Genomic DNA, 18,581 nt, shown 5'->3' with positions numbered 1-18,581 from the left:
CGCAGCGGCGCGGTTCAGTACTCGGATTCGTAGGCCGCGAGCAGTTCCTGGTGCACCGCCGTCGAATCGGGCAGCAGCACGCCGTCGAGGGTGTGCACGCGGGTGACCAGGCGGACCGAGGAAGCGAGGAAAACCCCGTCGCCCCCGGCGAGATCGGCCGGGACGAGTGGTTCCACCTTCACGTTCCAGCCTGCCTTTTCCGCGCCGCGGAACAGTGCGTACTGCGTGGTGCCGGGCAGGATGCCGATGGTCGACGGTGGTGTGTAGAGCGTCCGGTCCTTGGCCAGCACCACGGTGGAGGTCGGGCCTTCCAGCACCGATCCGTCGGTGGCAGTGAAAATCACGTCCTGCGCACCGCGGCGCGCCGCCTCCCGCAGCGCGGCCATGTTGACCGCGTACGAAATCGACTTCGCGCCCAGCAGCAGCCACGGCGCGCGCTCGGCGACGTCCGGTCCGAGGCCACGCTCCAACGTCACCACGGACACACCGTCCGCACGGGCCCGCCGCACCTTTTCCTCGACCTCTACGCCCAGCGCGAACGCGGTCGGCACACCGTCCGGGTCACCGTCGACGCCGCGGGTGTACACGAGTTTCAACGCGATTTCCCGGCCGCCCTGCCAGGCTTCGATCACGGCGAGCGCGGCACGTTCGAAGCCGGCGAGGTCCGGTTCCGGAAGGTCCAGCATCGCCGCGGAGCGGGCGAGCCGGTCGAGGTGCGGACGCAGTTCCCGTGGTTTCTTGTCCGCCACGAGAATCGTCTCGAACACCCCGTCTCCGCGCAGCAGCCCGAGGTCGTCCACCCGCAGGTGGGCGGCACCGGGGTCGGCCAGTGATCCGTCGAGGAAAGCGAGGACGCGCATGGACCTCACGGTACTCACCCGGTGAAACGCTCGACGCCGAGGAAGCCGCGGTGCGTGACGGCGGAGATAGGCTGAGGACATGCCGTATCGCTCGCCGTTGCTCGAAGCTCCCCGCGTGGTCGCCCCGCCCGAAGGACATCCGGAGGCCGGGGTGCCTTGGCACTGGGGAGATCCGTTCGCCGAGCAGCGCACCGCCTCCCGTGGCGTGGTCGTGATCGACCGCTCGCACCGCGAAGTCCTTGCGGTCAGTGGACAAGAGCGGCTTTCCTGGCTGCACCTGGTGATCTCGCAGCACGTGACCGAACTGGCCGAGAACACCGGCACGGAAGCACTCGTCCTCGACAGCCAGGGCCACATCGACGCGCACTTCGTGCTCGCGCACACCGACGGCACGGTCTTCCTCGACAGCGACCCCGGTGCGGTCGCCACGAGCGCGTTGCCGAAGGGTGGCAAGCAAACCCTGCTCGAATACCTGGAAGCAATGAAGTTCTGGGCCAAGGTGGACATCCGGGACGCCACCGGGGAACTGGCGCTGCTGACCGTGCTCGGCCCGGACACCGGCAAGGTCCTCGACGTCGAGCTGGACCAGGCACCGTACTCCGTGACAGCGCTGCCCGACGGCGGCTTCGCCCGCCGGATGCCGTGGCCGACGCGCGACGCGGTGGATCTGGCCGTACCGCGTGCGCAGCTCACCCAGTGGTGGCAGCGGCTCACCGACGCGGGCGCGCGCCCGGCCGGGATGTGGACGTTCGACGCGTTGCGCGTGGAGTCCCGGCATCCACGCCTCGGCGTGGACACCGACGAGCGCACCATCCCGCACGAGGTCGGCTGGATCGGCGCCGCCGCGCACGTCGCCAAGGGCTGTTACCGCGGGCAGGAAACGGTGGCGAAGGTGCACAACGTCGGCCGCCCGCCGCGGTACCTCGCACTGCTGCACCTCGACGGTTCGCCGGAGATCACCCCGGAGACCGGCGACCCGGTCAAGCTCGGTGAGCGCGTGGTCGGGCGGGTCGGCAGCGTGGTGCAGCACCACGAGCTGGGACCGATCGCACTCGCGCTGGTCAAACGCTCCGTGCCGGCTGCCGCCGAGTTGCTCGCCGGCGGCGGGGACGAGCAGGAGCGGGTCGTGCAGGCCGTCGTCGACCCGGATTCGGTGCCCGGCGAGCACGCCGCACCCGGCCGGGAAGCCGCCCAGCGGCTCCGCGGGTGACTCGACGGTAGCGTCACCGGGAAATGTGGAGCAGGATGTGCCCGTGATCGAAGTTCGTCCCGGCGGGCGGCGGCGGATCGACCGCGTCCTCGGCCCGGGATACCTCACCGGCCTCGGCGACCTGTCCCTGCCGGTGCTGCGCGAACGGCGGGACGAGGCCGCGCAGGAGGAAACCGACCTGTCCTACCTGCGCCGGCTCCTGCACGCGCGGATCGACATCGTGCGCGCCGAGCAGGAGCGGCGCACGTCCGGCGGCGAGAGCAGCATCGTCGACCGGCTCGCCTCGATCCTCGCCGACAACGCACTCGGCCCGGCCGCCGGTTCCGGCAGGCACCAGCAGCTCGAACCGTCCCGTGCGGGTGAACACCGCAGGCACGCGGAGGCGCTGATCGGCAACACCGACCTCACCGACGTCGGCGCGCTTTCGGACGAGAAGCTGTCCACGGCGCTGGAGACCTACGCAGCCGAGGAGGCGTCGGTGTCCGACGCCCGGCGCCGGGTCCAGGGCGTGATGGACACGCTCAACGCGGAGGTCGCCGCGCGCTACCACAGCGGCGCGGCCACCGTGGACCAGCTGCTGGACTCGGAACTGGGACGCGCCGGCGAATGACCGGTGCGCCGGTCCTGGTCGAGGTCGTCCGCTCCGGCTTCGTGGAGAGCGTGCACCGGGGCGCGGTCGTGGTCACCGCGCCGGACGGCAGCGTCCGGCTCTCCGCCGGCGACGTTACCGAGCCGATGTTCCCCCGGTCGGCGAACAAGCCACTGCAAGCCGTCGGGATGCTTCGCGCCGGGCTCGCCAGCGAAGCCGCGGACCTGGCGCTGACCTGCGGTTCGCACTCGGGCGAGTCCGGCCACGTCGAACGCGTGGCGGCAATGCTGGCGGCCGCGCACCTCGGCCCGTCCGCGCTGGCCTGCCCACCCGCCTTCCCGCTGCACGAGCCGAGCATGCGCGCGGCCGTCGAACCGCTGCGGGTCACCATGAACTGCTCCGGCAAACACGCCGGCATGCTCGCCACCTGCGTCGCGGCCGGCTGGCCGACCGACGGGTACGAGGACCCGGCGCACCCGCTGCAGCAGCTGATCGCGGAAACGGTCGAGGAGCTGACCGGGGAACCGATCGCGGCCACCGGCGTCGACGGCTGCGGCGCACCGCTGTTCGCGTTCTCGCTGACCGGCCTTGCCCGTTCGTTCGGCAGGCTCGTCCAAGCCGGACCGGGTTCCGCACAGCGACGGGTGGCCGACGCGATGCGGGCACATCCGTGGCTCGTCGCGGGCACCGACCGCGAGGACACCCTGCTCATGGAGGGGGTGCCCGGTCTGCTGTCGAAGGTCGGCGCCGAGGGGGTGCTGGCGATGGCGCTGGCCGACGGCACCGCGGTCGCGCTCAAGATGGCCGACGGCGCCAAACGCGGGTGCGCCCCGCTCGCACTCGCCGTGCTGGAACACCTCGGCGCCGACGTGTCCGAACTCGGCGACCTCGCCCGCCCGCCGGTGCTGGGCGGCGGGCAGGAGGTCGGTCACCTGCGCGTCAGTTGGCGTGCTCCCTAGCCGCCACGTCGCCCCAGAACTCACGCAGTTCGGAGAACAGTTCGGCCAGCTCTTCGACGTTGCCGCTGCGCAGCGCGTCGAGGATGTCGTGGACCTCCTCCGCGGTGGTGTCCGCGTCCAGGATCGGGTCGGCGAACAGCTGCACGAGGCCGCCGTAGTCCAGTTCGACGATCGACCCGGGATCGAAGTTGTCCAGCCACTCCCGGGTCTGCGCGAGCACCTGACCCGGGCCCGACTCGCCGAACGCGGCCTCGACCAGCTCGCTCGCCTCGGCCGCCCGGCGCACCGCCTCGGCCATCGGGGTGCGCCACGACGCCTCGCGCACCGGATCGTCCGGACCGGAGCCGAGCACGAGCTTCCGTTCGTTCGGGTCGATCAGGGTGAACCAGGGCAGCGGCACGGTCCAGGTGGTGGTGAGGGTGTGCGCGGCAGCGGTGGTGAGGTCGCTCATCGCGGCCTTCGTCCTCGCCCGCACGCGATCGGCGGTGACCCCGCCTGCTTCGAGCACCACGTCCTTGACCGCAGGCGGCGCGTCGGCGAGGAAGGTGGCGAGCGCTGCGGCCGAGCGGGCGCGCAGCTCCAGCGGGCAGACGAACGGCCCGTCCACCGGGTGCCCGGCAGGCACCTCGGCCGGGTCGAGCACCAGCACGTCGGTGGACAGGCTCGGTGCGGCCCTGCCGTCGGCGAGCTCCGCGGGCAGCAACCGGGCCGGATTTGCCGCCTGTGACTTGAGCCACATGCACTGCTCGCGCCCGCCGATCGCGGCTCGCCGCGCGGTTGCCGCGGAAACGGCCTCGGCCAGCCGTTCTCCTGGCGGGTCGGCCAGGGCGACGAGGGGTTCGTACACCCTCAAATAGGCCACGAAGGGTCGGAGCACCCGAGCATCGTGGCACGCCGACCAGCACCGATCGGCACCGACCGGCCGGTAACCGGTGTTCGGCGAACACTGTCGCGACGGGCACACCGTGCCACGTCGCATCGAACCCCCGGGACACGGTACGGTGTGAGCAGGAAAGAACTGTCGAGACGATGCGGGGCCGCCGATTCCCCCGGCCGCCCCGCCCCTGTGCGAGGGGGTCGAGCCATGGGGCGCGGCCGGGCTAAGGCCAAGCAGACGAAGGTGGCGCGCGAGCTCAAGTACAGCTCCCACGACACCGATTTCGATGCTTTGCAGCGCGAGCTGTCGAGTAGTTCCTCGGACAACCACGAGGACGACAACCGGTACGAGGACCCGTACGACGACGGGTACGACGAATACCGTCGTTGACGCACGCACGATGCGCGAGGGTGGGTTCGGGCCACGGCCCGAGGACACCCTCGCGTCTCGTGTGCTGCCCATTTTCTCCGGTTGCCACGACTGACGAAGGAGTGAGCCGATGGCTGAGGTAGCGCGGGTGGGTGTGGTCGGAGCCGGGCTGATGGGTTCCGGCATCGCCGAGGTGCACGCCAGGGCAGGTGTGGACGTCGTGGTCACCGAGGTGAACCAGCCCGCGCTCGAGGCAGGCCAGGCCCGGATCGAGAAGTCCCTGCAGCGCGGGGTCCGCAACGGCAAGCTGTCCACCGAGGACGCCGAAGCCGCGCTCGGCAGGCTGCGCTTCACCACCGAACTGGCCGAATTCGCCGACCGGGACCTCGTCATCGAGGCCGTGGTCGAACAGGAGCAGGCCAAGGTCGACATCTTCCGGGAGCTGGACAAGGTCGTCGAGAGCGAGGACGCGCTGTTCGCGTCCAACACCTCGTCCATCCCGATCATGAAGCTGGGCATGGCCACCCGTCGTCCGCAGCAGGTGGTCGGCATCCACTTCTTCAACCCGGTACCGGTGCTGCCACTGGTCGAGCTGGTTCCGTCGCTGCTCACCAGCGAGGACACCGCACGCCGCGCCGAGGAACACGCCACCAACGCGCTCGGCAAGACGGTGATCCGCTCACAGGACCGGGCGGGCTTCATCGTGAACTCGCTGCTGGTGCCGTATCTGCTCTCGGCGGTCCGGATGATCGAATCCGGCTTCGCCTCCGCCGAGGACATCGACCGGGGCATGGAGCTGGGCACTGCGCACCCGATGGGCCCGCTGCGGCTGTCCGACCTGATCGGCCTCGACACCATCAAGGCCATCGCGGACTCGATGTACGCGGAGTTCAAGGAGCCGCTGTACTCCTCGCCGCCACTGCTGCTGCGCATGGTCGACGCGGGCCTGCTCGGCAAGAAGACCGGCCGCGGCTTCTACTCCTACGGCTGACCGAACGCGGCTCGCCGGGACGCCCGGCGCAGCACGGTCAGCACCGCCGGTCCCAGCACGAGGATCGCGACCAGGTTCGTCAACGCACGTCCGGTGTCCCAGCCGAGGGTGGACGTGAGCACGGTGAACACCAGGAACCGGTGCAGGTTCTCGCCGAGCGGGGCACCGGCCACGAAATCCAGCGCCGTCGAACCGGCCAGGAACGGCCAGGTGAACAGGCTCATCGCCAGCCCGTAGAAGTACGCGGCCAGCACGCCGTACGCGGCCAGCAGCGCGATCTCCCACCGGCCGCGCACCCGGCCCGGCAGCAGCCCCGCGCCGAGCCCGACCAGCGACGAGGCCAGCATCTGGAACGGCAGCCACGGCCCGACGCCCCCGGTGAGCAGTGCGGAGGCGAACAGCGACATCGAACCGAGCACGAAACCGAAGCCGGCGCCGAAGACCCGCCCGGCCAGTACGAGCAGGAAAAACACCAGCTCGATCCCGCCGGTACCGGCACCGAGCGGGCGCAGTGCGGCACCCACCGCGGACAGCACGCCGAGCAGCGCGAGTGCCTTCGCGTCGAGGCCACCGCTGGACAGCTCCGCGAGCATGATCAGGATCAGCACCGGCAGCGTGAGCAGGAAGACGAACGGTGCGTCGGTGGCGTGTGCCGACGTACCCACTCCGCCGTGGGAAAGCAGGGGCCAGCAGAACATCGCGAGCCCGGCGACCACCGCGACGGTGAGCACCAGTGCACTGCGACGGCGGAGGCGGACGGCGGGGCGGAGGAAGTCGGTCACGACAGTTCCTTCGCGACCTCGTCCACGGTGAGCCACGGCTCGGGCGCCAGTATCTTCGCCACCTGCGGGGCGAACGCGGGTGAGGCGACCACCACGTCGGCGGTCGGGCCGTCGGCCACCACCTCCCCCTCGGCGAGCACCACGACCCGGTCCGCCACGGAGGCGACGAACTCGACGTCGTGCGTCGCCAGCAGGATCGCGTGCCCCTCGCCGGCGAGCGCCGACAGCTCGGCGGCGAACTGCCGTTTCGCCGGGTAGTCCAGACCGCGGGTCGGCTCGTCGAGCAGCAGCACGGGCGGCGCCGCGGCCAGCTGCACCGCCAGCACCAGCGCGAGCCGCTGCCCCTCGGACAGGTCACGCGGGTTCGCCTCGTCGTCCACCCCCGGCACGAGCCGGTCGAGCAGCTTCCGTGCGACGCCATCGGCCGCGTCGGACTCCAGGTCGGCCTGCCGGCATTCGGCGGCAACCGAGTCGAGGTACAGCAGGTCGGCCGGGCTCTGCGGGACGAGCCCGACGCGGGTCCGCGCGGCCCGCGGCCGGAGCGACTTCGGATCCGAGCCGAGCACGTCGACGGTACCCGCCGACCGTGGTCCGCTGCCCTGCAAGGCCCACAGCAGCGACGATTTACCCGAACCGTTGCGACCCATCAGCGCGACCACCGCACCCCGGAGCAGCCGCAGGTCGACGCCGCGCACCGCGGGCACGCCGCGGTAGCCCACCCGCACCCCGCTGGCCGCGAGGACCTGTTCCCCGACCAATCGTGGCGAACGGTCGGGTTGCCGTCCGGCGAGCCGCTCCCGCAGCGGACGGGCGACCCGGCGGGCGTCGCGGACCGACAGCGGCAACGGCGACCAGCCCGCGAGCCGGCCCAGTTCCACGATCGGCGGCGCCACGTCGGTGCCGGTGAACACCTCCGCCGGCGGACCGGACACCACCGTGCCGTCGCCGGGCAGGTACAGCAGCCGGTCGGCGTACTGGGCCACGCGCTCCATCCGGTGCTCGGCGACGACCACGGTGGTCCCCAGGTCGTGCACCAGCCGGGTGATCGCGGCCAGTACTTCCTCGGCCGCGGTGGGGTCGAGCGCCGACGTCGGTTCGTCGAGCACCAGCACGCTCGGATGCGCGGTGAGCACCGAGCCGATCGCCACCCGCTGCTGCTGCCCGCCGGACAACGTCCGCAATGGACGGTCGCGCAGCTCGGCGATGCCGAGCAGGTCGAGGGTTTCCTCGACCCGCCTGCGCATCACGTCCGGCGGCACGGCCAGCTGCTCCATCGCGTAGGCCAGTTCCTCCTCCACGGTGTCGGTGACGAACCCGGCCGGCGGGTCCTGTCCGACCACGCCGACGACCTCGGCCAGCTCGCGCGGCGGATGCTCCGCGGTGTCGAGCCCGGCCACCCGCACCCGGCCGGTGAGCCGTCCGCCGGTGAAGTGCGGGACGAGCCCGTTCATCGCGCCGAGCAGAGTCGACTTGCCGACCCCGGTGCGCCCGGCGACCAGGCACAGCTCGCCCTCCTCGACCTCGAAGCCGACATCGGTGAGCACCGGCCGGTGCGCCCCTTCGTAAGTGACGCCAACGTGCGAGAACTCGATCATCGGGCGACCTCCGAGACGAGCGCCGGACGCGGCGCGAGCCAGGCAGGCAGCACGCAGAGCAACACCGCCACCGCCGGCAGTACCGGCAGCTCGGGCCAGGTCGGCGGGGACGCCGGGGTCGCCAGCGTGACCGGATCGGCCACCAGCACGAGCACGCACCCGGCCACCCCGCACAATGCGACCAGCGTTTCCGGCAGCCGCCACGGATCGGGCCGGTAGGTCGTCCGGCGCACCTGCCTGCCGCCGAGCACGAATCCGGCGCCTGCCACGACCAGCCCGGCCAGCAGCATCGGCACCCCGAGCCAGGACGCCGAACCGTCCAGCACGCCGTACACCCCCACCGAAACCCCGACCAGCCCGGCGAGCACGCAGACCGCGATCAGCACCCGGACCCGCCGTCCGAGGTAACCGCGGCGGCCGTAGCCTCGCGAATCCATCGCCGCCGCCAGCTGCAGCGACCGGTCCATGGCGTCGGCAAGCACCGGCACGAAGATCCCCTTCACGAACCGCAGGCCGCGAGTCCGTCCGGCACGCAGCCGTCGAGCCCGCCGCACCCGCTGCACGCTCTCCACCAGCTGCGGTGCGACCGACAGCGCGACGGTGACCGCAGTGCCCACCTCGTACAACGCGCCCGGCACCGCCTTCAGCAAGCGTTTCGGGTTCGCCAGCGCGTTCGCGGCACCGACGCAGAGCACGATCGTGGCCAGCCGCAGGCCGTCGTAGCAGCCGCCGAGCAGTTCCTCGGCGGAGGTGGGACCGAGCAGTTCGATCCCGGCGGCCGCGGCGGGCAGCGGAATGGTGGGCAGGGTGAACAGCACGTGCCCACCGTCCTCGCCGCCGATCAGGATCCGGAACAGCACCCGGGACACCAGGATCACCGCGGCGACGAGTGCATACATCCGGAAGGCCAGCGCCCACGGCGCGTCGCCGCGGCGGGCCACCACCACGAGCCCGGCCACCGCGATCACCAGTAGCAGCAGGAGCGGGTTGGTGGTCCGGCTCGCGACGACTGCGAGCGCGAGCGCCCACACCCACCACGCGCCGGGATGCAGCGCACGGGGACTAGGCCGTGCCACGCCGGCGCCGGACCGCGGTGACCACCCCGGCCGCAGCGATCAGCACGACCACCACGATGCCGATCACCAGCCCCCACGGAAACCCGCTGTCCGAAGTAGCCGTTTGTGCCGCGGCGGGCGCGGGCGCGGGCGCGTTCGCCTTGCGCACCGGAGCCGTGCGCGGTGGCGGGTAGTCGGTGTAGGACTTGTCGATCGCGAAGGACCAACCCTCGAAACTGCCCGCAGGCGGCTGCCAGCTCTGCACACCGACCTGGCTGGCGGCCCACTTCCCGCCGTTCGTGGCGGTCCAGAAGCTCCAGGTGGCGTTTTCCGGCGGCATGTCGGTGCAGGACTGGTCGGCCGGTTTGCGCTCGATCCGGCAGATCAGCGACAGGCCGTACTTGCCGGTACCGGCCAGCTCGAGCCCGGCGTTCTGCAGGGCGGTGACCCCGTTTTCCTGCGGCCCCGGCGCGCAGCGGATGAGCGGATCGCCGCCGAGGCCCTGGAAGTCGACGACCACGGTGACCCCGTTGCCGTCCGGGCAGTACCCCTGGCTGCCCTTACCGGGCACGGTGGCCGAAGCCGTGCCTGCCCCGCTCAGCCCGGTGCCGATCAGAAGTGCGCACCCGGCGAGGACTCGCCCCCAGTGGCGCACGTGCAGGAACCGCATGTCTGATGAACCTCGCATCGATCGGACCACGACGGGCGATCCGGCTCACGGCCCGGAAGGGCCGCTCACGGTTGCGGGCCAGCGCCGGATTCGCACCGGCTTCCCCCGTTCGTGGCGTAGAACCTGTTGACGTTAACCCACCGCAGGTACCCATCGGAAGCGACGGCGGCCACACCTACACTTCCGGAGGTGGGACTCGGACAGCTGCGCGTCGGCCTCGTCGGAACCGGACCGTGGGCGACCACGGTGCATGCTCCCGGGCTGGCAGAGCACCCCGGCACCGTGCTCAGTGCGGTGTGGAGCCGCCGCCACGAAGCCGCCACGGCACTCGCTCAGGCCTACGACGCCGTCCCCGCCACCGACCTCGACGAGCTGTTCGAGCAGGTCGACGCGCTCGCCTTCGCGGTACCGCCCGCCGTGCAGGCGGAGATCGCGACCCGCGCCGCGGAGGCGGGCAAGCACCTGATCCTGGAGAAGCCGATCGCCGCCGACCTGGCCGGCGCACAGCGGCTGGCCGACGCGGTGACCGCCGCCGGGGTCGCCTCGCTCGTGATGCTCACCCTGCGGTTCGCCCAGCAGACCCGCGACTGGCTGGACGGCGTCACGCAGGCAGGCGGCTGGCGTGGTGGCGGCGCGCGGTGGCTGTCCGGCGCGCTGCTCAGCGGCCGGTACGCGACGTCGGCCTGGCGGCTGTCCGCCGAGGGTGGCGCGCTCGCGGACGTCGGACCGCATGCGTTCGACCTGCTCGACGCCGCACTCGGCCCGATCACCGAAGTCCTTGCGGCGCACCGTGCTGAAGACGACCTCTGGCAGGTGCTGCTCGCCCACAAGGGCGGCGCGAGCAGCACCGCGACGCTCACGCTGCGGTTGCCGGTGCAGCCGACAGTCGTGGAGGTCGCGGTGTACGGCGACCACGGCTACCGGACGTTGGGCCGCGCGGGTACTGCCGGCGACTCATACACCGCACTGCTGGATGATTTCGCGGCGATGGTCTCGAGTGGAATCACCACGCACCCGTGTGATGTGCACCGGGGTCTGCACCTGACCCGGATCATCGATCAAGCACGCGCGCTGGCCGGCTGACAAACCCGCATTCTCCCCTGTGGAGCAAGGGTTTTCCGCTCCACTATGGACTGCGCAAGCACGGAACTCCGTTTCGCGCCACCGGAAAAGTTCACCGCATAGTGCGGGGTCTGGACATGCCGGGGGGATCTTGTGCTGCGATGGTGATCTTGGGGGCGGGGAAGAAGCAGTTTCGGTGAGGGGTTCGAGAAGGGAAGCGCATGGGAGCCCTGCTGCGCGCCTTCTGGGGGATCATTCCGGCCACCGCGATCGCGCTGCCTTACGCGTTGCTCTGCTGGCCACTGCTCGCACTCCGGCGGCGCCGAAGAAGTGGCGCCAGCCTTGCCCACGCTTCCGCGACCGCAGGCGTCGACGTGCTGATCACGACGGTCGGCGGGCTGGTGCTGCTGCTGGTGACGATGCCGGTCGGCACGGCCGGCGGCAGCACACTCGACCTGGTTCCCGGCGCCGACCTCGGCACCGCGCTCTCCGGCGACGGTTCTCCCTGGCAAGTGATCGGCAACCTGCTCCTGCTGTGCCCGCTGGGTGCGCTGCTGCCACTGCGGGCGCGGCGGCTGCGCTCGGTCGGCCGGATCGCGCTGCTCGCACTCGCCGGTTCGGTGCTGGTGGAGGCGATCCAGCTGGTACTGCACAACGGCCGCGTCACCTCGACCGACGACGTCCTGCTCAACACCCTCGGCGCGGTACTCGGCGCAGCACTGACCCGCCCCGGCTGGCAACGCTTCGACCTGCCGGTACCGCCGATCCCGCAACAGGTGCGGCGAACCGTCTGCGAGGCCCCGGTCCAGCTGCACACCACCCGCTCGGCGCCCAGCCACCGCTACGCCAGGCTCAGCCACCCGGAACGCCGGTGAAACCCCTTGCGCCAGACCGGAGACGGCGATCGCAGACAAGGCGCATTCGCAGCCCGTACTCACCATCGCCGCCATCGTGCTCTGGCAACCTGCCGGAGGGGCGCCTAGTCGTCGAAGCGCCCGCCGCGGCCGCGTTTCACTTCGCCGCGGCGCTTCTTCGCCGCCAGCCTGCGTTCCTTCGAACCACGGGAGGGTTTGGTGGGACGCCGTTTCGGAGGGGGTGCGGCGGCGGCCTTCAGCAGCTGATCGACGAGGCGTTCGCGGGCGGCGTCGCGGTTCATCAGCTGCGAGCGGTGTTCGCTGGCGGCGATGGTGAGCACCCCGTCGACCAGTCGGTTTCCGAGGCGCGCGCAGATCCGGTCCTTGAGCGCGGGCGGGATCACCTCGGACGCGGCGATGTCGTAGGACAGCTCGACCCGCGAATCCGTGGTGTTCACGCCCTGTCCGCCCGGTCCGGACGACCGGGAGAACCGCTCCCTCAGCTCGACGCCCGGGATCACGAACCGGGAGCCGACTGGCACGTCCTCAGCCACGTCGTCCAGTGTCGCAGGGTGCGGCAACCGGTTTCAGAACCGCGGGTGGTCGCCGGCGAGTTCGGCGCGCGGTCCGTCCGGATCCTCGGCAGGCTGCACCTCGCCGAGCACCCACGCCGGCACGTGCCGCGCGGTGAGCACGGCCAGCGCCCGGTCCACGTCCTCCGCGGCCACGATCGCGACCATGCCGACGCCCATGTTGAACGTCTTCTCCAGCTCGGACCGCTCGACCTTGCCGCGCTGGCCGATCAGCGCGAACACCGCCGCCGGCGTCCAGGAGCCGCGCTCGAGGCGGGCGAGCAGTCCACGCGGCATCACGCGGGCGAGGTTGGCTTCGAGCCCACCGCCGGTGACGTGCGCGAAGGTGCGCACCTCGGTCTCCGCGATCAGCGCGAGGCAGTCCTTCGCGTAGATCTTCGTGGGCTCCAGCAGCTCCTCGCCGAGCGTGCGGCCGAACTCCTCGACGTGCCCGTCGAGCGGCATCCGCGCGATGTCCAGCAGCACGTGCCTCGCCAGCGAGTAGCCGTTCGAGTGCAGTCCGGACGAGCCCATGGCCAGCACGACGTCGCCGGGGCGGACCTTCTCCGGGGTCAGCAGCTCGGACGCCTCGACCACGCCGACACCGGTGGCCGACAGGTCGTAGTCGTACTCACCCATCATGCCCGGATGCTCGGCCGTCTCGCCGCCGAGCAGCGCGCAACCTGCCTGCACACACCCCTCGGCGATGCCGCCGACCAGCGCCGCGATCTTCTCCGGCAGCACCTTGCCGACCGCGATGTAGTCCTGCAGGAACAGCGGCTCCGCGCCGGTCACCACGAGGTCGTCCACGACCATCGCGACCAGGTCGATACCGACCGTGTCGTGCTTGTCCAGCGCTTGCGCGACCGCGATCTTGGTGCCGACCCCGTCGGTGGACGAGGCGAGCACCGGCTCCTTCCACTTGTCCAGTTTGAGCGAGAAGAGCCCGGCAAAACCGCCGACCCCGCCGCGCACCTCCGGACGGCTTGCCCGCTCGGCGTGCGGCTTGAGCAGCTCGACAGCCTGATCACCGGCGTCGATGCTGACCCCGGCAGCTGCGTACGTGGCGCTCGTGGACTCGCTCACGGCGACGGACTCCCTACTGGACATCTGGCTAGGGACGCCGGACGGCGTCCTCGGCACCGTACCCGGCCGAGCTGACCGGAGTCGCCGCGCCATTGACCGCGTCCATGCTTTCCAGCAGGTGCTTGCCGATGAGCGCGTCGTCGGGCAGCGCGATCGGGTACTCGCCGGAGAAACAGGCGGTGCACAGCCGGGACCGCGGCTGTTCGGACGCCGCGACCAGGCCGTCCAGTGAGATGTAGCCCAGCGAATCGGAGCCGATGGACCGGCGGATGCCGTCGAGGTCGACGCCGTTGGCCACCAGTTCGGCGCGCGAGGCGAAGTCGATGCCGTAGAAGCAGGGCCACCGCACCGGCGGCGAGGCGATCCGGACGTGCACCTCCAGCGCGCCCGCCTCGCGCAGCATGCGGACCAGCGCGCGCTGGGTGTTGCCCCGCACGATCGAATCGTCGACCACGACGAGGCGCTTGCCGCGGATCACGTCGCGCAGCGGGTTCAGCTTGAGCCGGATGCCCAGCTGCCGGATGGTCTGCGACGGCTGGATGAACGTGCGGCCCACATAGGCGTTCTTGACCAGGCCGGTGCCGTACGGGATGCCGGAACCCTGTGCGTAGCCGATCGCGGCCGGCGTGCCGGACTCCGGAACGGGCATCACGAGATCGGCCTCGGCCGGGTGCTCACCGGCCAGCCTGCGGCCGATCTCCACGCGCGTGGCGTGCACGCTGCGCCCGGCGATGGTGGTGTCCGGGCGAGCGAGGTAGACGTACTCGAAGACGCAGCCCTTGGGCTCGGGGTTGGCGAAGCGCGAGGAACGCAGCCCCTCGGCGTCGATGGCGATCAGCTCACCCGGTTCGACCTCGCGCACGAAGGACGCCCCGCAGATGTCGAGCGCGGCCGTTTCGCTGGCGACGACCCAGCCGCGCTCCAGCCTGCCCAGCACGAGCGGGTGCACACCGTGCGGGTCGCGGGCGGCGTAGAGCGTGCTCTCGTCGGCGAAGACGAGGCAGAAGGCGCCCTTGAGGGTCGGCAACAGCTCCATCGCGGCGGCCTCGATGCCCTTGTCCGCGGCGTTGGCCGCGAGCAGCCCGCAGACCAGGTCGGAGTCGCTGGAGGACCCGGTGAGCCCGGCGTGCGGTTTGAGCCCGGCCGCGGTCGTGAGATCGCGCAGCTCGGCGGTGTTGACGAGATTTCCGTTGTGCGCAAAGGAAAGCCCGCTGCCGGTTGCGGTGGTGCGGAAGATCGGCTGTGCGTTCTCCCAGATCGTGGAGCCGGTGGTGGAGTACCGGCAGTGCCCGACCGCGATGTGCCCTTGCAGCGATTGCAGGACTTGCTCGTCGAACACCTGGCTGACCAGCCCGAGGTCCTTGAAGACGACGATCTGGGAGCCGTCGGAGACGGAGATGCCTGCCGCCTCCTGCCCACGGTGCTGCAGGGCGTAGAGACCGTAGTAGGAGAGCTTGGCGACTTCTTCCCCAGGAGCCCAGACGCCGAAGACGCCACACTCCTCACGGGGTTCCGGTTCGGGCTGCTCAGGACTGACGGAAGGGTCAGAAACCACCGAGATGCTCCCAGGAAGACGCGGGCGGGCCACCCCAAGTGTAAGCGCTGGACCCCGAAACCAACCGGTCCACAACGTGGTTCTGCCCACTCCACCCGGTTTGCAGGAGAGCAGTGCTCTGTTTTTGGATCAGGTCTTCCCCGCCGACCGATTCGTGTGTCGGGTTTCGGGATGGAGTTGCCGTGGGAACCGGGCCGGGCCGAGGCCGGGTTGGTGTGGGACCGGGGCCGGGGCCGGGCCGCCGAGGCCGGGTTGGCGTGGGACCAGGGCCGAGGCGGGTTGGCGTTGATTTGGGGCGGGGCTGGCGCCGGCTTGAGCGAGATTGGCGCCGACTTGGGCCAGAGTCGGTGCCTGCTTAAGGCGGGGTTGGCGCGGGTTGGCGCTGTCTTGACGCGGGGTTGGCGCCGGACTAAGGCGGGGTTGGCGCCCTGATTGGCCTGGGATTGAGCCGCGCCGGACGCCTGACTGGGCGCGAATTGGAGGTCCGCCGCAGCGGCTTGCACCGTGAAGACCCCCGCGGCGATCGCGGTGTCCGGAGCCGGCCTGCCAGACCCCGCACCCACCCGGTCCTGGATCACCACTTCCCCTGAGCAACCGAGGTGACCGGATTCGCACAGCCCGGCCCCGCACCCACCTGACCCCAGATCCCCAGATCCCCAGATCCCCTGAGCAGCCGGGAAAGCGAGCTGACTTGGGTTGAGCCGGCTCGGGTTGAGCTCGGCCAGGCTTGCTTGGGCCCGGGTTGACTGGGTTGAACTCAGCCGGTTGGGCTCGGGTTGGGTTGGACTCGGTTGGGCTCGGGTTGGGTTGAGCTCAGCCAGGTTGGGTTGGGCCCGGGTTGGCTGGGTTGAGCTCAGCCGGGTTGAGCTCGGGTTGAGCTCAACCAGGTTGACTTGGGCCCGGGTTGGCTGGGTTGAGCTCAGCCGGGTTGAGCTCGGGTTGAGCTCAACCAGGTTGACTTGGGCCCGGGTTGGCTGGGTTGAGCTCGACCGGGTTGGCGTGGGCTGGGTTTTGACGTGGATTGAGCTGGCTTGCGGCTGTCTGGCTTGCGGCTGGCTGGCTGGCTGGCTGGCTGGCTGGCTGGCTGGCTGGCTGGGCCGACTCAACCCGAGGTGGGTTGGTCGCAGCAACAGTTGGGTTGGCTACAGCAACTTGGACGGGCCCAAGCTGACACCACCTGAACAACCCGGGTCAGCTCGAGTCAGAGTGAGCCCGAACCGATGCCTCCGGACCGAAGCGCCCGGCCGACATAGTCGACATAGCTTTGTACGTCTTGTACGCAGAGCGCGCCTCCGGCCCAGCGGCACCCGGGTTGAGCCGTTCAGGCAGCTGCCGCCTTACCTCGTCTTCGCGCACACCGAGCGTCGCAGCCATTGAGCCCAGAACCCAGCGTCGCGACTGGGCCGTTCGTGCCGATCTCCGTGTCGCGCCAGCACAGCTGCGCGACACAACAGGGCCGCTCGCAGCAGAACCCCACTCCACGACGGGACCGTTCGGCCCCTCAGCCACGTACAACCCAGCCCGCCACCACGATTCCCAGGCGCGAACGGGCCGCTCACACCAAATCCCCGCAGGACAGCGGGGCAGATCGACACCCACAACCCGCCCGCCAGCACCACTCCCCGTCGCGAACGGGCCCCTCACACCAAAACCCAGCAGGACAGCCGGGCAGACCGACACCCCTACAACACCCACCCGCCACCACGGTTCCTCGTCGCGACCGGGCCGCTCACACCGAAACGCCGCCACCGCAGGGCAGGTCAGCATCCACAGTCAACCCGCGAACAGCATTCCTGTCGCGAACGGGCCACTCGCACCAAAATCCCTGGGCCACGGCGGGACAGGTCGACGCCCTCAACCCGCCACAACGAACCCTGCCAGTGCGGTATCTCGGGTACGACCGGGACGTTCGCGGCGGGCCGTTGCACGGGCGGGCGGCTCGACACTGGTCTTGTGTCGGGCCGCCCGCTCGTGAGGGGTCAGTTGTTCCGGGTCAGCGTGCGGCTAGCCATTTCGACCGGCCGCCGCGGCCGGGGACCCAGCAGCCTTGCGCGGGCGCGACGGCAGCCGCGGGCTTCTCGGGGAGGGCGAGCAGCTCGGCCAGCACCGTCGGCGCCGCGCCGCGCGAACGCCACAGCCACGTTTCGGGCGCGAAGATGTTCTGCTCATCGGACGGGAGGCGCGTCGCCTCGACGTCATCTTCCGCGTTGAGGCGGACGACATCCACCACGCCGTCGTGGACCCGAACTCCGACTACGGCTTGCACTTCACCGCATTCGTCGGTCGGGTGGACGAACTGGTATCCGCGGGCGATCAGTTCCTTCAGCCCGCGCTCGATGCCGCAACCGACCTCGGCGACCTCAGCCGAGGACATCGTCGAATTCGCCGTCCTTGGCACCGGCGAGGAAGGCGGCCATCTCCGCGTGCGTGTAGACCAGCGCCGGACCCGCCGGGAAACGCGAGTTCCGCATCGCGATCTCGCCCGAACCCAGCGGCGCGACCTCGACGCAGTTTCCCACGGCGCCGCTATAACTCGCCTTGCGCCACTGGACGCCGGTCAGACGGTCAGCCGGGATGCCGTTCTCGAACCGCTCAGCCATGGTGCCCACCTTCCGAGACGAAAAGAAGCTCAGGAATATGCATGTGCATCTGCCTGTGACTGGGACGCTAGCACGCGCGCATGCAGCGGTAAATGCACGTGCAGAAGTTTTTGCAAATTTCTCACTGCGTAACGGTCGAGTTGGTAGAAGCTCCCGGTCGGGTGGCTGGACTACTACCCGAACGAGCTAGCTATCACTTTATGTGACGGGCACTATAGTGCCTATCACGGAGAGAGAAGTTGCTCCGACGGTTGGTCACATCGAGTGATTGACCACTACCCATGGTAACAGTCAGTACTGCCTTGAATGCCGGGAAGTCGGCTGCCCAAACAATCCGGCCACTGCCGACAGAATGCGCGAGCCCCGCCACCAGCAGTCGGACGGTGAGAGAAGTCAGGCGATCCGGATAACCAGACATTCGGGATTGGCCGGAAACCCGGGCCGCCGAGGAGGTCGCAACAGTCCAGGTGGCGACCCGCCCGGCGGACCGGAGAACGCACGACAGCCCGGCCGGCAACACCGTTCAGGAAAGCAACGCAGCCAGTCTGGGTCGCAACAGCCAAACGAGGCAGCCGGACCACGGCGACGAGGCAGAGCCGCGCCAAACCACGGTGGCCAGGCGGAATCGCACGAGCCAAGGAGCGACCGCGACTGTGCGACAACAACGGTCGACAAAGCAACATCCGGACGGCCGCGGCACAGACAGTGCAACAAAACCAGCACAGCCGAGCCAACGGCCACCCCGCCAAGCAGCTGTGTGGCCACACGGCCACACGGCCACACGGCCACACGGCCACACGGCCACACGGCCACACGGCCACACGGCCACACGGCCACACGGCCACACGGCCACACGGCCACACGGCCACACGGCCACACGGCCACACGGCCACAC

The 18,581-nt window shown here is 70.4% G+C and carries 18 protein-coding genes and 1 riboswitch; of the genes, 7 read left to right on the top strand and 11 right to left on the bottom strand.

Annotated elements, in window-relative coordinates; genetic code table 11:
- Positions 1-14: 14 nt before the first annotated feature.
- Positions 15-860 carry an aminodeoxychorismate lyase gene (locus ABD793_RS23245; RefSeq protein ID WP_344863362.1) on the bottom strand — a complete coding sequence of 282 codons (846 nt, stop codon included), beginning with the start codon at positions 858-860 and terminating at the stop codon, positions 15-17.
- Between the two features lie 79 nt (positions 861-939).
- Between ABD793_RS23245 and ygfZ the strand changes: the two genes are divergently transcribed.
- The 3 genes from ygfZ to ABD793_RS23230 are packed head-to-tail and all read left to right on the top strand — an operon-like array spanning position 940 to position 3,618.
- Positions 940-2,070 carry a CAF17-like 4Fe-4S cluster assembly/insertion protein YgfZ gene (ygfZ, locus tag ABD793_RS23240; RefSeq protein WP_344863360.1) on the top strand — a complete coding sequence of 377 codons (1,131 nt, stop codon included), beginning with the start codon at positions 940-942 and terminating at the stop codon, positions 2,068-2,070.
- 43 nt (positions 2,071-2,113) lie between these two features.
- The gene (locus ABD793_RS23235) at positions 2,114-2,680 is read left to right on the top strand and encodes an RsiG family protein (RefSeq protein WP_344863358.1); all 567 of its coding nucleotides are present in this window, start codon (positions 2,114-2,116) and stop codon (positions 2,678-2,680) included.
- Complete coding sequence (locus tag ABD793_RS23230; protein WP_344863356.1) at positions 2,677-3,618, top strand: asparaginase; 942 nt, start codon at positions 2,677-2,679, stop codon at positions 3,616-3,618. Before ABD793_RS23235 ends, ABD793_RS23230 begins: the two co-directional genes overlap by 4 nt.
- Here the strand turns inward: ABD793_RS23230 and ABD793_RS23225 are convergent.
- A complete protein-coding gene (locus ABD793_RS23225) occupies positions 3,599-4,495 on the bottom strand; it encodes a DUF8083 family protein (protein WP_344863354.1) in 897 nt (298 codons plus the stop codon). The two genes, ABD793_RS23230 and ABD793_RS23225, sit on opposite strands and share 20 nt — an antisense overlap.
- A gap of 207 nt (positions 4,496-4,702) precedes the next feature.
- On the opposite strand from ABD793_RS23225, the gene ABD793_RS23220 reads away from it, so the two are divergent.
- The gene (locus ABD793_RS23220; protein WP_184782387.1) at positions 4,703-4,885 is read left to right on the top strand and encodes a DUF3073 domain-containing protein; all 183 of its coding nucleotides are present in this window, start codon (positions 4,703-4,705) and stop codon (positions 4,883-4,885) included.
- Positions 4,886-4,994: 109 nt separating this feature from the next.
- Positions 4,995-5,855: a 3-hydroxybutyryl-CoA dehydrogenase gene (locus ABD793_RS23215; RefSeq protein WP_344863350.1), complete on the top strand. Its 861-nt coding sequence runs from the start codon at positions 4,995-4,997 to the stop codon at positions 5,853-5,855.
- On the opposite strand, the gene ABD793_RS23210 is transcribed toward ABD793_RS23215, so the two are convergent.
- Genes ABD793_RS23210 through ABD793_RS23195 form a run of 4 tightly spaced genes read right to left on the bottom strand, consistent with a single transcriptional unit; the run spans position 5,846 to position 9,957 of the window.
- Positions 5,846-6,637, bottom strand: a complete 792-nt coding sequence (locus ABD793_RS23210; protein WP_344863348.1) for an ECF transporter S component — start codon at positions 6,635-6,637, stop codon at positions 5,846-5,848. The two genes, ABD793_RS23215 and ABD793_RS23210, sit on opposite strands and share 10 nt — an antisense overlap.
- The gene (locus ABD793_RS23205; protein WP_344863346.1) at positions 6,634-8,232 is read right to left on the bottom strand and encodes an ABC transporter ATP-binding protein; all 1,599 of its coding nucleotides are present in this window, start codon (positions 8,230-8,232) and stop codon (positions 6,634-6,636) included. The genes ABD793_RS23210 and ABD793_RS23205 overlap by 4 nt, the downstream gene beginning before the upstream one ends.
- Positions 8,229-9,308, bottom strand: coding sequence for a CbiQ family ECF transporter T component (locus tag ABD793_RS23200; protein WP_344863344.1), 1,080 nt, complete (start codon positions 9,306-9,308; stop codon positions 8,229-8,231). The genes ABD793_RS23205 and ABD793_RS23200 overlap by 4 nt, the downstream gene beginning before the upstream one ends.
- Entirely contained in the window at positions 9,295-9,957 is a 663-nt protein-coding gene (locus ABD793_RS23195) for a hypothetical protein (protein ID WP_344863342.1), read from the bottom strand. Before ABD793_RS23195 ends, ABD793_RS23200 begins: the two co-directional genes overlap by 14 nt.
- Positions 9,958-9,974: 17 nt before the next feature.
- Positions 9,975-10,113, bottom strand: a riboswitch (cobalamin riboswitch).
- A gap of 33 nt (positions 10,114-10,146) precedes the next feature.
- On the opposite strand from ABD793_RS23195, the gene ABD793_RS23190 reads away from it, so the two are divergent.
- On the top strand, positions 10,147-11,040 hold the full coding sequence (locus tag ABD793_RS23190) for a Gfo/Idh/MocA family protein (RefSeq protein WP_344863340.1): 894 nt from the start codon (positions 10,147-10,149) through the stop codon (positions 11,038-11,040).
- A gap of 200 nt (positions 11,041-11,240) precedes the next feature.
- On the top strand, positions 11,241-11,894 hold the full coding sequence (locus tag ABD793_RS23185) for a VanZ family protein (RefSeq protein ID WP_344863338.1): 654 nt from the start codon (positions 11,241-11,243) through the stop codon (positions 11,892-11,894).
- Between the two features lie 104 nt (positions 11,895-11,998).
- Here the strand turns inward: ABD793_RS23185 and arfB are convergent, their stop codons facing one another.
- From arfB to ABD793_RS23160, 5 genes are all read right to left on the bottom strand, one after another.
- On the bottom strand, positions 11,999-12,427 hold the full coding sequence (gene arfB, locus ABD793_RS23180; RefSeq protein WP_344863336.1) for an alternative ribosome rescue aminoacyl-tRNA hydrolase ArfB: 429 nt from the start codon (positions 12,425-12,427) through the stop codon (positions 11,999-12,001).
- Between the two features lie 33 nt (positions 12,428-12,460).
- The gene (gene purM, locus ABD793_RS23175; RefSeq protein WP_344863334.1) at positions 12,461-13,531 is read right to left on the bottom strand and encodes a phosphoribosylformylglycinamidine cyclo-ligase; all 1,071 of its coding nucleotides are present in this window, start codon (positions 13,529-13,531) and stop codon (positions 12,461-12,463) included.
- Positions 13,532-13,559: 28 nt separating this feature from the next.
- Positions 13,560-15,086, bottom strand: a complete 1,527-nt coding sequence (gene purF, locus ABD793_RS23170) for an amidophosphoribosyltransferase (protein ID WP_344863332.1) — start codon at positions 15,084-15,086, stop codon at positions 13,560-13,562.
- 1,993 nt (positions 15,087-17,079) lie between these two features.
- On the bottom strand, positions 17,080-17,460 hold the full coding sequence (locus ABD793_RS23165; protein ID WP_344863330.1) for a hypothetical protein: 381 nt from the start codon (positions 17,458-17,460) through the stop codon (positions 17,080-17,082).
- Positions 17,447-17,686, bottom strand: coding sequence for a DUF397 domain-containing protein (locus ABD793_RS23160; RefSeq protein ID WP_344863328.1), 240 nt, complete (start codon positions 17,684-17,686; stop codon positions 17,447-17,449). Before ABD793_RS23160 ends, ABD793_RS23165 begins: the two co-directional genes overlap by 14 nt.
- Positions 17,687-18,581 lie beyond the last annotated feature (895 nt).

This window comes from Amycolatopsis ultiminotia, assembly GCF_039536925.1.
In the GTDB taxonomy this organism is placed as follows: Bacteria; Actinomycetota; Actinomycetes; order Mycobacteriales; family Pseudonocardiaceae; genus Amycolatopsis; species Amycolatopsis ultiminotia.
Note: the sequence above shows the minus strand (reverse complement) of the source record. Positions and strands in the feature narration are given on the sequence as shown.

Bases quoted from the DNA above. Each gene is read 5' to 3' on its own strand.
- ABD793_RS23160 (WP_344863328.1), bottom strand. From the start codon at position 17,686: ATGGCTGAGCGGTTCGAGAACGGCATCCCGGCTGACCGTCTGACCGGC.
- ABD793_RS23220 (WP_184782387.1), top strand. From the start codon at position 4,703: ATGGGGCGCGGCCGGGCTAAGGCCAAGCAGACGAAGGTGGCGCGCGAG.
- ABD793_RS23215 (WP_344863350.1), top strand. From the start codon at position 4,995: ATGGCTGAGGTAGCGCGGGTGGGTGTGGTCGGAGCCGGGCTGATGGGT.
- ABD793_RS23185 (WP_344863338.1), top strand. From the start codon at position 11,241: ATGGGAGCCCTGCTGCGCGCCTTCTGGGGGATCATTCCGGCCACCGCG.
- ygfZ (WP_344863360.1), top strand. From the start codon at position 940: ATGCCGTATCGCTCGCCGTTGCTCGAAGCTCCCCGCGTGGTCGCCCCG.
- ABD793_RS23245 (WP_344863362.1), bottom strand. From the start codon at position 860: ATGCGCGTCCTCGCTTTCCTCGACGGATCACTGGCCGACCCCGGTGCC.
- ABD793_RS23195 (WP_344863342.1), bottom strand. From the start codon at position 9,957: ATGCGGTTCCTGCACGTGCGCCACTGGGGGCGAGTCCTCGCCGGGTGC.
- ABD793_RS23165 (WP_344863330.1), bottom strand. From the start codon at position 17,460: ATGTCCTCGGCTGAGGTCGCCGAGGTCGGTTGCGGCATCGAGCGCGGG.
- ABD793_RS23205 (WP_344863346.1), bottom strand. From the start codon at position 8,232: ATGATCGAGTTCTCGCACGTTGGCGTCACTTACGAAGGGGCGCACCGG.
- ABD793_RS23230 (WP_344863356.1), top strand. From the start codon at position 2,677: ATGACCGGTGCGCCGGTCCTGGTCGAGGTCGTCCGCTCCGGCTTCGTG.